The sequence below is a fragment of the Aggregatibacter sp. Marseille-P9115 genome (assembly GCF_920939465.1).
In the GTDB taxonomy this organism is placed as follows: Bacteria; Pseudomonadota; Gammaproteobacteria; order Enterobacterales; family Pasteurellaceae; genus Aggregatibacter; species Aggregatibacter segnis_B.
Genome location: NZ_OV100759.1, coordinates 242928 through 255409 on the forward strand (window position 1 = coordinate 242928; position 12482 = coordinate 255409).

Here is a 12482-nt window from a genome sequence, read left to right on the forward strand (position 1 = left end):
AACGTTTGGAAAACCAACCGCACTTTCATCAAGTGCGGTCGTTTTTTTCGTTATTTTTTATGCATATAACGGATTCAATCTTTCAGGATCGATACCGTATTTTGCGATTGCTTCGGCAACCACTTTCTTGTCAACTGTGCCTTCTTGTGCCAACACATGTAATGCGGCAACCACAACGTGGTGTGCATCTACTTCAAAGTGGTCACGCAAGTTCGCACGGCTATCGGAACGACCAAAACCATCCGTACCCAACACATGATAATGTTTAGCCGGTACATAAGCGCGGATTTGCTCAGCAAAAAGCTTCATGTAGTCGGTTGCTGCAACGGCAGGCTTGTCGTTCATCACTTGAGCAACGTATGGCACACGTGGTGTTTCGGTTGGATGTAACATATTCCAACGAACCGCATCCGCCCCTTCGCGAGCAGCTTCAGTGAAGGACGGCGCACTATAAACATCAGAGCTGATGCCGTAGTCGTTAGCCAAGATTTGAGCAGCTTCACGTACATGACGCAAGATCGCACCAGAACCAAGTAATTGCACTTCTCCTTTACCTTTTCCTTGTACGTGTTCAAATTTATAAAGACCTTTACGAATACCTTCTTCTGAGCCTGCAGGCATTGCAGGTTGATCGTAAATTTCATTTAAAGTGGTGATGTAATAGAACACATCTTCTTGTTTTTCACCATACATACGGTTGATACCATCTTGCATGATAACCGCTACTTCATAAGCAAATGCGGGGTCATAAGAGACACAGTTCGGAATCGTTAAAGATTGAATGTGGCTGTGACCATCTTCGTGTTGTAAACCTTCACCATTCAATGTTGTACGGCCTGATGTACCACCAATCATGAAACCGCGAGCCAATTGGTCACCTGCAGCCCACATCAAGTCACCAACACGTTGGAAACCGAACATAGAGTAATAGATGAAGAATGGAATCATCGGTACATTACTGATGGAGTAAGAGGTTGCTGCCGCTAACCAAGAAGAGGTTGCACCTAATTCGTTGATCCCTTCTTGTAAGACTTGACCATCTTTCGCCTCACGGTAGTAAGCCACTAAATCGCGGTCGGATGGGACATAATTTTGACCATGCGGGTTGTAAATACCGATTTGACGGAATAATCCTTCCATACCGAAAGTACGCGCTTCGTCTGCCACGATTGGAACAATATGTTTGCCCACTTCTTTGTCTTTTAACAACGTATTTAAGAAACGAACGAATGCCATTGTGGTTGAAATCGGACGTGGTTGCGCTTCTAACAATGCAGAGAATTCTGAAAGCTCAGGTACTTTGAAGTCCACGGTAAATTTCGGTTGACGTGCAGGCAAATAACCTTGCAATGCTTTACGATGTTCATGCAAGTATTTGTACTCTTCTGAACCTTCTGGGAAGGTGACGTACGGCAAGCTTTCCAAATCTTCATCTTTCACTGGAATGTGGAAGTAATCGCGGTAAGCTTTGATACTGTCAGCAGACATTTTTTTGGATTGGTGTGCAGTGTTTTTACTTTCTGCTTCAGCAATTTTATAGCCTTTCACAGATTGCACTAAGATAACAACCGGTTTACCGGCATTTTGTGCTTTCTTGAATGCGGCAAATACTTTAAGCGGATCATGACCGCCACGTTGTAACGCCCAAATTTCATCATCAGTCATATCAGCCACTAATGCAGCAGTTTCCGGGTAACGACCGAAGAAGTGTTCACGTACGTAAGCTCCGTCTTTAGATTTGAATGTTAAGTAGTCACCATCAACCACTTCCATCATTAATTGGGTGAGTTTACCTGTGGTGTCTTTGGCAAATAATTTATCCCAACGGCTACCCCACATGACTTTAATCACTTCCCAACCAGCGCCCACAAATAAACCTTCTAATTCTTGAACGATTTTACCGTTACCGTTTACCGGGCCGTCTAAGCGTTGTAAGTTACAGGAAATGACGAAAATTAAGTTATCTAAATGTTCGCGAGCAGCGAAAGTTAATGCACCTTTAGATTCAATTTCATCCATCTCGCCATCGCCTAAGAAGGCATACACTTTTTGATCAGCAGTATCTTTCAAACCACGATTGTGTAAGTATTTTAAGAAACGGGCTTGATAAATGGCGTTCACCGGGCCTAAACCCATAGAGACGGTTGAGAATTGCCAGAAATCAGGCATTAATTTAGGGTGAGGGTAAGAAGACAAACCTTTACCATCTACTTCTTGACGGAAGTTGTTTAATTGCTCTTCCGTTAAACGTCCTTCTAGGAAAGCACGAGCATACATCCCCGGCGCTGCGTGGCCTTGGAAGAAGACTAAGTCACCGCCGTTTTTCTCTGTTGCTGCTTTGAAGAAATGGTTAAAACCGACTTCATACATAGTTGCCGCAGATTGGAAAGTGGATAAGTGACCACCTAAATCAAGGTCTTTTTTCTGTCCGCGTAATACCATCATTACAGCATTCCAACGAACATAAGAACGAATGCGACGTTCAATCTCTAAATTACCCGGATAAGCCGGTTGCTCGGAAACTGGAATGGTATTCACATAATCGGTTGTGATCCCACTAGGTAAAGAAACGCCACCGGCGCGAGCTTGTTGCATAACTTGATCGATAATGAACTGAGCGCGCTCAATGCCTTCCTCACGAATTAACGAATCAATTGCTGCCAACCAATCGTTAGTCTCGATCGGATCTACGTCATTTTTTAACAATTCTGACATAGTTTTTTCCTTATTTTGTTAAGTTAGAAGTACGTTTAACGCTACTTTTGGTAGCAATTAAACAACGAATTGATAACTAAAAATGGTTTAATTTGTCAAAACCCCTATGTAAACTGTACAAAAAACACACATTACAAATTTTTAACAAATAATGTAAATCTTATTAGATTTTTTGAAAGAATGATAGTGATTTTTATCTCTGCCGCGGAAAATATCTGATTGCTGAGCTGTTTTAAATAACCATTTATACATAAATTTACGAGACAATCTTCAACACCCAAGAAAACACCTAAAAAAAAACACCGCACTTTCTAAAATAAGTTATCGTCATCACATATTAGCCATTGAAAAAAGGAATTAAATATTGCGTATTTTGACCAATTAACCTACCATTAGACTCAACTATTTATATCGCATAAAAATTTGGAGATAAAAAATGCAAAACGAACTTATTTGTTACAAAAAAATGCCGGTTTGGACTAAAGACAGCTTGCCAAAAATGTTTCAAGAAAAGCACAATACCAAAGTCGGCACTTGGGGAAAACTAACCGTCTTAAAGGGCAAACTCAAATTTTATGTGTTAACGGAAAATGGTGATGTTGTGAGCGAACACATTTTCACCCCACAAGATGAAACACCTTTCGTTGAACCTCAACTTTGGCATCGTGTTGAAGCCCTTTCCGATGATTTGGAATGTTTCCTTGAGTTTTATTGCACCAAGGAAGACTACTTCAGCAAAAAATACAATATGACCGCGACTCATGGCGATGTGGTCAATGCGGCTAAAATTATCAAACCATGTAAGGTGTTAGATTTAGGGTGTGGACAAGGGCGTAACTCCCTCTATTTGAGTTTACTCGGCTATGATGTAACTTCTTGGGATCACAATGAAAACAGTCTCCAATTTTTAAACGAGACTAAAGAGAAAGAAAATCTGAAAATTCAGACTGCACTTTACAATATCAACGATGCAAACATTCAAGAAAACTATGATTTTATTTTGTCGACTGTGGTCTTTATGTTCCTCGATTGTACCCGCGTACCGGCAATCCTTGAAAACATGCAAAACCACACCAATCCGGGTGGTTACAATTTAATCGTGGCCGCCATGTCCACACCGGAAGTGCCTTGCCCGGTACCATTCTCTTTTACCTTTGGTGAAAATGAATTGAAAGAATACTACAAAGATTGGGAATTCTTGGAATACAACGAAAACATGGGTGAACTGCACAAAACCGATGAAAACGGCAATCGCTATAAAATGAAATTTGTGACCATGTTGGCAAGAAAGAAATAGTTTGCCGATTTAGAAAAGAAAAAGACCGCACTTTGCGATATAAAGTGCGGTCTTTTTTTATTGCGTTTTTAATTATTCTTCAATAGAACGCAATAACTCGTTGATGCCGACTTTTCCTAGCGTTTTGGCATCCACTTTTTTCACGATAACGGCACAGTAAAGGCTGTATTTACCGCATTTTGACGGAAGGCTACCGGAAACAACAACAGACCCAGCCGGTACACGACCATAGTGAATTTCGCCGGTTTCACGATCATAAATCTTGGTGGATTGACCAATAAAGACCCCCATGGAAATCACGCAACCATCTTCAACGATAACGCCTTCAACAACTTCGGAACGCGCACCGATAAAGCAGTTATCACCAATAATAGTTGGGTTAGCTTGTAATGGCTCTAACACGCCACCGATCCCTACCCCACCGGATAAGTGCACGTTTTTACCGATTTGTGCGCAAGAGCCGACTGTTGCCCAAGTATCCACCATCGTTCCTTCGCCCACATACGCACCAATATTCACATAAGATGGCATTAACACTGTGTTTTTAGCAATATATGCCCCTTTACGAACGGTAGCAGAAGGCACTACACGGAAACCTTCTTGTTGGAAACGTTCTTCCGTGTAATCAGCAAATTTTAAAGCGACTTTGTCGTAGTATTTGGTTTCTGCACCATCAATGATTTGATTTTCATTGATGCGGAAAGAAAGCAATACCGCTTTCTTTAACCATTGGTGAGTCACCCATTCGCCATCAATTTTTTCTGCAACACGGTATTTACCGCAGTCTAAGCCTTCAATCACTTCTTCAATGGCTGAGCGGGTTTGTGCATCAACGGTTTTCGGTGTGATTTCTGCACGTTTTTCAAAGGCGTTTTCAATAATTTGTTGTAAATTGGACATTTTGCTTCCTATATCAGGGTTAATAAAAATAAATGAGTTCAGATTACAATACTTCTAACTCGACGTTATTAAATAACTTTTTCACATCGCTATTATCATTCAATCTTTCGGCTTTTTCGACATTAGTACGAGTCAAGTGCGGTGAAAAATAATTAATAAAGTCATACATATAATTTCGTAAGAATGCACCATTCTTAAATGCAATTTGTGTCATGCTTGGGCGGAATAAATGATCTGCTTTGATAGCCACTAAATCCTTATCTGTCGATGTATGTGCCATAGAAGCCATAATCCCTACGCCCAACCCCATGCGTACATAGGTTTTGATAATATCCGCATCCGTTGCAGTAAACACAATGTTTGGCAAAATCCCCGCACTATTAAAAGCATAATCCAAATCAGACGCGCCGGTAAAACCGAAGGTATAGGTAATTAAAGGATATTTCCCTAACTCTTCAATAGTAAGATGTTCGCATTGAGCTAAAGGATGATCGGGCTTCACAATCACCGAACGATTCCAGAAATAACACGGCAACAAGACCACATCATCAAAGAGATATTGCGCTTCGGTAGTAATCGCCAAATCCACTTCATCAGACATCAATGCATCATAAATTTGTGTAGGTGAACCTTGATGAATATGCAAACTTACGTTGGGATAACGCTGAGAAAATTTTTCTACAACCGCCGGCAACATATAACGCGCCTGCGTATTTGTCGTTGCAATACGCAATACACCTTGTTCAGGCTTGGTATATTCATCAGCAACGGAACGAATGCCTTGCATTTTCATCATAATCTCACGAGAGATCGCCACAATTTTTTTCCCGGGCGGCGTTAATCCTTTGATGTGCTTACCATTACGCTCAAAAATCTCTACGCCTAGCTCATTTTCTAATAAGCGTACCTGTTTACTAATCCCCGGTTGCGATGTGAATAGCACATGCGCAGCTTCCGTGATATTCATATTTTGATTAGCGACTTCAACAATATAGCGAAGCTGTTGAAATTTCATAAATTCTCCTTTTAATGACAACCGTAAAGTGCGGTTATTTTTTATAACGTTTACTTAATTCTGAATAACGTTTAACTGCCTTACGGATTTTCCCTGTCTTTGGCTTACGTCGTTGCTTATTCATGTCTAATTTGGTTTCGGTTTCCGGTGGTAAACCGACCAATTCACGTAAATAATTCACGTCTGCCAGTTCCATCTCCTGCCAGCCACCACGTGGTAAATTCTTCATCAATTTAATGTTGCCATAACGAATACGAATCAAGCGGCTCACTTGGATGCCTTGTGATTCCCATAAACGACGCACTTCACGATTACGTCCTTCCATTAAGGTCACATCAAACCATTGATTCATCCCCACCCCACCAACAAATTTAATCTCTTTAAAATTTGCCGGGCCGTCTTCCAATTGAACGCCTTTCTTTAAGCGATTCAGCATAGCGTCATCTACTGCACCAAACACGCGAACAGAATACTCTCGCTCGACTTCGCGGCTTGGGTGCATTAAACGATTCGCCAATTCACCGTCCGTTGTGAATAACAATAAACCAGACGTATTAATATCTAAGCGACCAACCGCAATCCAACGAGCACCGGTTAAACGCGGCAAACGATCAAACACGGTAGCGCGCCCTTCCGGATCATGGCGGGTACAAAGCTCACCTTCCGGTTTGTAATACATCAATACACGACACACTTCTTTCTGCGCTTGTGTCAGATTAATCAAATTACCGTCAATACGCACTTTCACACCGGAATTCACGTTAATTCGATCGCCTAGCGTTGCGATTTTACCGTCTACACTGACTCGATTTTCCGCAATAATGCTTTCGATTTCACGACGGGAACCTTGTCCGGCTCGTGCCAATACTTTTTGTAACTTCTCGCCTTCGGCTGAAGTCGTTTTCATCTCATTTTTTCCATTTGACTTTACTGAAGTTGGACGATTTTTCGCTACGACAGGTTGGTTTTTCTGTGTAAAGTGCGGTCGATTTTGAACGCGTTTTTGTGTTGTGGGTTTCATAAATCCTCATTGTCGCTTTCCCAAGCGTCTTTTTCAAAAATAGGTTTAAATAAACGGAGCGACCGAACCACTGCCTTCACGCAAAATTACCGGCGTTTCTGTCGTTAAATCAACCACAGTGGTTGGTTCTTGTCCTAAATAACCGCCGTGAATAATTAAATCCACTTGATGCTCTAGGCGGTCTCGAATTTCTTCCGGATCCGATTGGGTAATATGTTCTTCGTTTGGCAACATTAAAGAACAAGATAAAATCGGCTCACCCAATGCCTTCAATAAATCCAAGGCAATTTGATTATCCGGCACACGAATCCCGATGGTTTTTCGTTTGGACGTCATTAAACGGCGCGGTAATTCTTTGGTTGCCGTTAAAATAAAAGTGTAACGTCCCGGCGTGTTGTTTTTAATCAAGCGATAAGCAGAATTCGTCACTAAAGAATAATTGGATAACTCCGATAAATCACTGCATACCAAAGTAAAATTATGCCCTTCCGGTAATTGGCGAATTTGCACGATACGATCCATCGCATGCTTATCCCCAATCATGCAACCCAACGCATAGCCGGAATCGGTAGGATACACGATCACGCCGCCATTACGTAAAATTTCAACCGCTTGATTGATTAAACGCACCTGCGGATTTTCCGAATGGATATAAAAAAATTGACTCATATGTTTTCACTCTCCGAGTAAAATTGCGGCGTATTATAGCAGTTTAAGCGCCTGCAGGATAACGCTTTGTGCCGTGCCATTAAACATTTCTTGCGTCACTGGCTTGCTGCAATAATTGACGGCTTTCCTGTAAAAATTGTTCTGAATAATCACCAAACCAGTCGCGAATTTGATTGAATTGATCAATAAAGCCTTGACGATCATGGTGTTTGAAAAAATCAAAGCCGACGTCATAACTGTTTTTCAGATGTTCAATCACCGCTAAGTTTTCCGGTTTATCCGCAATAATATCGGCATATAATGCCGCATCCTGTGCAAATAGACGTCCAACCATTGCCAATTCCAAACGATAAATCGGCGAAGATAATGCTAATAATTTTTCCAATTCCACCGGCTGTTGGGACAAATACAAGCCATACACAAACGTGGAAAAATGGCGCAACGCCTGAATATAGGTCATGTGATGATCATGTTCCGCGGCATCTACTGGGTAGATTTTGGCACCCCAAATTTGAATTTGTTGTAACAACCACTGATAGCGTTCGCTAAAACGCCCGTCACAACATGCCACCACTTGTTTTGCCATGCTGGCGATATCCGGCCCAAACATTGGGTGCAACCCCACCACGGCACCTTGATGCACTTCCAGCATTTTTTGTAACGGCACTCGTTTCACAGAGGTTAAATCCGCCAACAACATATTTTCGGTGAGATAGGGCTTAAGACGTTCAATCACTTCCGGCGTATTGGCGATAGGCACAGAAACAATCACGACATCCGCTTCTTGCAAAATGCTCTCTGCCAGAGGCCAATCCTGTTGTTCCAACGCCACAACAGGATAACCGGAACCTTGTAAGTAACGACCAAACAAACGCCCAAGTTTGCCTCGTCCCCCCACAATAACAATTTTGCGAATTGCAGGATTTACGGTTTTAAAGCCGAAACGATTTTCACTGACATAAGACTCACGCATAATGCGGCGTAAAATGTCTTCAATTAAATCAGGCGACAGCCCAAGTTGCTCAGCGGCTTCACGTTTTCGTTGTAGCATTTCGATTTCCCGCTGCGGCACATAAATAGGCAGGCCATATTGTTGTTTAACTTCACCAACCTTATGTACCACTTCCAAGCGCTTTGCCAAAAGCTGTAGCAATTCTTGATCTAATTGATCAATTTGCGCTCTTAACTCTGCTAACTGTTCCATCTTATCTCCGCTAAAACACCCGAAAAACCGACCGCACTTTTATTTCACAGAACCGCAGGTTAAGCAATATAAATATTGCCCTTTCGGATCGTTAAACGTATTTAACAGGCCAAGTTGTTTTTTAAACTGTGTCATTTCTTTTGGTAATCCGACAGTTTCTGCCATCATGCGTTGCAACCGAAGACGACCTTCACCTTTGAAATCGCGCATGATTTTCTTAATCAACGTGCGTTCCTCATCCACCATCCATTCTACAGAGAAACGACTTTCATCAATTTTTTCTTGCTCCGAGCGTCTTTCATTCACCAATTCCATGGCTTTTCCTAGAGCGGTATCAAGATTACCTAACTCATCCACCAATTTATGCGCTAACGCTTCGGAACCAAGCCAAACTTGACCTTGTGCAACCTTATCCACTTGGGCTTTGGTTAAATGACGCCCCTCGCTCACTTTAGTTAAGAATTGATCGTAACCATGTTCAATTTCTAGCTGTAATACATCATTTAATTCAGCGGACAACGGGCTCAAAAGAGAACCTAGCGCCAAATCGGACGTTTTCACGCCATCGGCAGAAACACCAATTTTCTTAATGGTGTTCTCAAAAGTAGGTAACACGGCAAAAATACCGATAGAGCCGGTAATGGTGTTTTTATCTGCCACAATATAATCCGCCGTGGAAGAAATCCAATAACCGCCAGACGCTGCCATGCCGCCCATGGAAACCACCACCGGCTTACCGGCTTTCTGTAAATGCGTTACTTCCTGACGAATGATTTCAGAAGCAAAAGCACTGCCGCCGGGGCTATTGACACGCAATACCACACCTTTTACGTCTTTATCATCGTGCGCCTGACGTAATAACATCGCAATAGTATCGCCACCGGCATTTTCTTCATCACTTTCGCCGTCCACAATCGCGCCCTCGACGTTCACCACGGCAATTTTATTGTCTGTTTCGCCGATTAAACGATCCGGTAAAGAAGCTAAATAGGTTTCAAAATCCACGGTTTTAGGCTGATGCTCTTTATCTTCACCAAAAAGTGCGGTCAATTTTCTATTTAAATCGAAATGATCCAACACATCAGTAATTAATTTACGTTTTACCGCATATGCCGTACTGTCGCCTTTCAAGGCCTTCAACTCGGTTAAATAGGTATTTGCCGTCGGCGCTACAAGCGCTTTCGGAATGTCCCGATTGATGGCCACTTGTGCTGTGTAATTCTCCCACATGGTGTTTAACCAACGTTGTAAATTAGCTCGTGCTTCAGGCGACATATCATTACGCAAAAATGGCTCAACGGCTGATTTATAGGTGCCCACACGGAACACATGCGGGTTTACTTCCAATTTATCTAACATCTCTTTGTAATACAGCGTTTCCTGTGCCAAGCCTTCAATAGACACGCTGCCGATAGGATTCATATAAATTTCATCGGCATAACTGGCAAGAAAATATTGAGATTGGTTATAGCTGTCCGAATAGGCGATCACTTGTTTTCCGCTATCTTTGAAATTCTCAATCGCTTCACCGACATATTCAAGAGATGGCAAATCGCCTCCTTGAAAATAATTGAGATCCAACACTAAGCCTTTCACTTTGTCATCCTGTGCTGCGGCATCAATGGCATAAATCACATCAAAAGTCGAATATTGTTGTGCAATACGTTCATTATCCAATTCTTTTAACAACCTTTTAAAGCTGCTTTGATCATCGCGATTATCAGCCAAATAGCCATCCAGTTGTAATAGCAAAGCCCCTTGATCACCTTTTAACACGACTTTTTCCTGTTTATCCGCCCCAACAATCAGGGTAAAAACGGAAAGTGCCAATAAAACAAAAATCAAGAAAACGATATTCATGACTAAATCACGAATAAAATTAAGGATACGCCAGGCAAACTTCACCAAAGAGACGATAAATTTCATATAACCTCGAAAAATCAACAAAATGGCGTTTAAAATACCATAAACCTACGTCTGAATAAACCTAGAGAAAGCCTGTTTTAAAAACTGTGCTATAATCCACCGCACTTTATTTCCCCCATAAAAAGGAAGCAAAAATGGATGCATTACAACTCCTCACTGAACGCAGTTCACAAAAAAAACTCAATGAACCGGCACCAAATGAACAGCAATTAAACCAAATCTTTCAAGCCGCCTTACGGGCGCCGGATCACGGCAAATTACAACCTTACCGTTTTATTGTTATCGAAAAAGAAAAAATGGCCACCTTCGGCGATTTGTTAAAAAGTGCGGTGCATGAACTCAATTTGGGTGAAGAACGTTTGAAAAAAGCTGAAAACCTTGCCGGTCGCGCACCAATGGTTATCGGTGTCGTCGCGAAATTAGATCCAACCATCAAGAAAGTGCCGGAATGGGAACAACTTCTCTGCGCCGGTTGCGCCACTTATGCAATGCAACTTGCCGCCAACGCGTTAGGCTTTAAAAACGTTTGGATCAGCGGCCCTTGGCTAGAAGGTTCGGCACTACGCAACGCTTTCCGATGTGAAGCGCAAGATAAAATTATCGGTTTTATTATGTTAGGTTCCGGTGAAGAAAAATTAGAAAGAGAGAAAAAAATACTCAGTTTAGACGATGTAGTTTCTTCCCTGTAAATCTCCTAAAAAACATCAGAAAAACAGACCGCACTTTAGATAAAATGAGTAAAGTGCGGTCTGTTTTTTCATTATTTTCAGCACAGCAAACGAACATTTTCTCTGTTTTAATCTCTTTCCTTTATTAAAAAAGGATGCCAAATAAATAGAAAAGTTTTGACAAAGCATTACATCATATAATACTATTTTTATATGTTAACTCTTTGTTAACTATTAATTCAAACTTAAGGAGAGAAATATGAACCCAAATGTTGGTGGTATGGATAAAGTTATTCGAATCGTTTTAGGCATCATTCTTATCGCATTGACCTTAACGAACATTATTGGTTGGTGGGGCTGGATTGGTGTTGTTCCGTTATTAACCGGACTATTCTCACGCTGTGGTCTTTATTCACTACTTGGCATCAACACCTGTCCATTAAAAAAATAATTCATTAACACATCATTTTCACTCGGCAGAAATGCCGAGTGTTTATCTATTTTAAGGAAAGCACAAAAATACTATGACCATTTCCATTATTTCTGCTCTAGAAGCAAAAGATAAGTTAGCCGCCGGGGCATTATTAATCGACATTCGTCAACCTGAAGAGTATCGCCGTGAACACATTGAAGGTTCAGTTTTACAGCCTCTTTCTGAATTACAACGTCAAGGATTGAACGAAACCCTAAAACAAGGAAGTTGCCTTATTTTCCACTGTAAATCCGGTGCAAGAACCTGTAGCCAGTCTGAGTTTTTCAAGCAACTGGCACAGGAGAGTCATTGTGAAGTGTACTTGCTTGAAGACGGAATAAACGGCTGGAAAAATGCTGGATTGGCCACACAATTTAATCCGTCACAACCGATTGATATTATGCGTCAAGTGCAAATTGTCGCAGGAAGTTTGATTTTATTGGGTTCGTTGTTAGGGTGGTCTGTTTCGCCTTATTTTTATTGGCTACCCGCATTTGTCGGTGCAGGGCTCACGTTTGCCGGAATTAGCGGTTTTTGTGGCATGGCGAAACTCCTCGCGCGTATGCCATGGAATCGTAAATAGTCGATTAGATCA

Annotated in this window: 11 protein-coding genes; 4 read left to right on the top strand and 7 right to left on the bottom strand. The window is 41.6% G+C overall.

The annotated features are described in order from the left end of the window. Positions 1-57 precede the first annotated feature (57 nt). On the bottom strand, positions 58-2715 hold the full coding sequence (aceE, locus tag LQ983_RS01085) for a pyruvate dehydrogenase (acetyl-transferring), homodimeric type (RefSeq protein WP_230621338.1): 2658 nt from the start codon (positions 2713-2715) through the stop codon (positions 58-60). A gap of 436 nt (positions 2716-3151) precedes the next feature. Between aceE and tehB the strand changes: the two genes are divergently transcribed. Beyond that, a complete protein-coding gene (tehB, locus tag LQ983_RS01090; protein WP_230621339.1) occupies positions 3152-4012 on the top strand; it encodes an SAM-dependent methyltransferase TehB in 861 nt (286 codons plus the stop codon). A gap of 72 nt (positions 4013-4084) precedes the next feature. On the opposite strand, the gene dapD is transcribed toward tehB, so the two are convergent. The 6 genes from dapD to sppA all read right to left on the bottom strand — a co-directional run bounded on the left by dapD (position 4085) and on the right by sppA (position 10747). Beyond that, entirely contained in the window at positions 4085-4912 is an 828-nt protein-coding gene (gene dapD, locus LQ983_RS01095; protein ID WP_230621340.1) for a 2,3,4,5-tetrahydropyridine-2,6-dicarboxylate N-succinyltransferase, read from the bottom strand. A gap of 43 nt (positions 4913-4955) precedes the next feature. After that, entirely contained in the window at positions 4956-5927 is a 972-nt protein-coding gene (cysB, locus tag LQ983_RS01100; protein WP_230621341.1) for an HTH-type transcriptional regulator CysB, read from the bottom strand. Between the two features lie 34 nt (positions 5928-5961). Beyond that, a complete protein-coding gene (gene rluB / locus LQ983_RS01105; protein ID WP_230621342.1) occupies positions 5962-6948 on the bottom strand; it encodes a 23S rRNA pseudouridine(2605) synthase RluB in 987 nt (328 codons plus the stop codon). Positions 6949-6993: 45 nt separating this feature from the next. Next, positions 6994-7617, bottom strand: coding sequence for an L-threonylcarbamoyladenylate synthase (locus LQ983_RS01110; protein ID WP_006717883.1), 624 nt, complete (start codon positions 7615-7617; stop codon positions 6994-6996). Positions 7618-7696: 79 nt separating this feature from the next. Then, the gene (gene tyrA / locus LQ983_RS01115) at positions 7697-8821 is read right to left on the bottom strand and encodes a bifunctional chorismate mutase/prephenate dehydrogenase (RefSeq protein WP_230621343.1); all 1125 of its coding nucleotides are present in this window, start codon (positions 8819-8821) and stop codon (positions 7697-7699) included. 39 nt (positions 8822-8860) lie between these two features. After that, a complete protein-coding gene (gene sppA, locus LQ983_RS01120; protein WP_230621344.1) occupies positions 8861-10747 on the bottom strand; it encodes a signal peptide peptidase SppA in 1887 nt (628 codons plus the stop codon). A 134-nt stretch (positions 10748-10881) separates the two neighbouring features. On the opposite strand from sppA, the gene LQ983_RS01125 reads away from it, so the two are divergent. The 3 genes from LQ983_RS01125 to LQ983_RS01135 all read left to right on the top strand — a co-directional run bounded on the left by LQ983_RS01125 (position 10882) and on the right by LQ983_RS01135 (position 12470). Continuing rightward, on the top strand, positions 10882-11436 hold the full coding sequence (locus LQ983_RS01125) for an NAD(P)H nitroreductase (protein WP_230621345.1): 555 nt from the start codon (positions 10882-10884) through the stop codon (positions 11434-11436). A 238-nt stretch (positions 11437-11674) separates the two neighbouring features. Then, on the top strand, positions 11675-11866 hold the full coding sequence (locus LQ983_RS01130; RefSeq protein WP_230621346.1) for a DUF2892 domain-containing protein: 192 nt from the start codon (positions 11675-11677) through the stop codon (positions 11864-11866). Positions 11867-11939: 73 nt separating this feature from the next. After that, on the top strand, positions 11940-12470 hold the full coding sequence (locus tag LQ983_RS01135) for a rhodanese family protein (protein WP_230621347.1): 531 nt from the start codon (positions 11940-11942) through the stop codon (positions 12468-12470). Positions 12471-12482: the final 12 nt, after the last annotated feature.

Excerpts from the sequence above, each read along its gene's own strand:
- LQ983_RS01125 (WP_230621345.1), top strand. The coding sequence starts at position 10,882 with ATGGATGCATTACAACTCCTCACTGAACGCAGTTCACAAAAAAAACTC.
- LQ983_RS01135 (WP_230621347.1), top strand. The coding sequence starts at position 11,940 with ATGACCATTTCCATTATTTCTGCTCTAGAAGCAAAAGATAAGTTAGCC.
- aceE (WP_230621338.1), bottom strand. The coding sequence starts at position 2,715 with ATGTCAGAATTGTTAAAAAATGACGTAGATCCGATCGAGACTAACGAT.
- LQ983_RS01110 (WP_006717883.1), bottom strand. The coding sequence starts at position 7,617 with ATGAGTCAATTTTTTTATATCCATTCGGAAAATCCGCAGGTGCGTTTA.
- dapD (WP_230621340.1), bottom strand. The coding sequence starts at position 4,912 with ATGTCCAATTTACAACAAATTATTGAAAACGCCTTTGAAAAACGTGCA.
- tehB (WP_230621339.1), top strand. The coding sequence starts at position 3,152 with ATGCAAAACGAACTTATTTGTTACAAAAAAATGCCGGTTTGGACTAAA.
- tyrA (WP_230621343.1), bottom strand. The coding sequence starts at position 8,821 with ATGGAACAGTTAGCAGAGTTAAGAGCGCAAATTGATCAATTAGATCAA.
- LQ983_RS01130 (WP_230621346.1), top strand. The coding sequence starts at position 11,675 with ATGAACCCAAATGTTGGTGGTATGGATAAAGTTATTCGAATCGTTTTA.
- sppA (WP_230621344.1), bottom strand. The coding sequence starts at position 10,747 with ATGAAATTTATCGTCTCTTTGGTGAAGTTTGCCTGGCGTATCCTTAAT.
- rluB (WP_230621342.1), bottom strand. The coding sequence starts at position 6,948 with ATGAAACCCACAACACAAAAACGCGTTCAAAATCGACCGCACTTTACA.
- cysB (WP_230621341.1), bottom strand. The coding sequence starts at position 5,927 with ATGAAATTTCAACAGCTTCGCTATATTGTTGAAGTCGCTAATCAAAAT.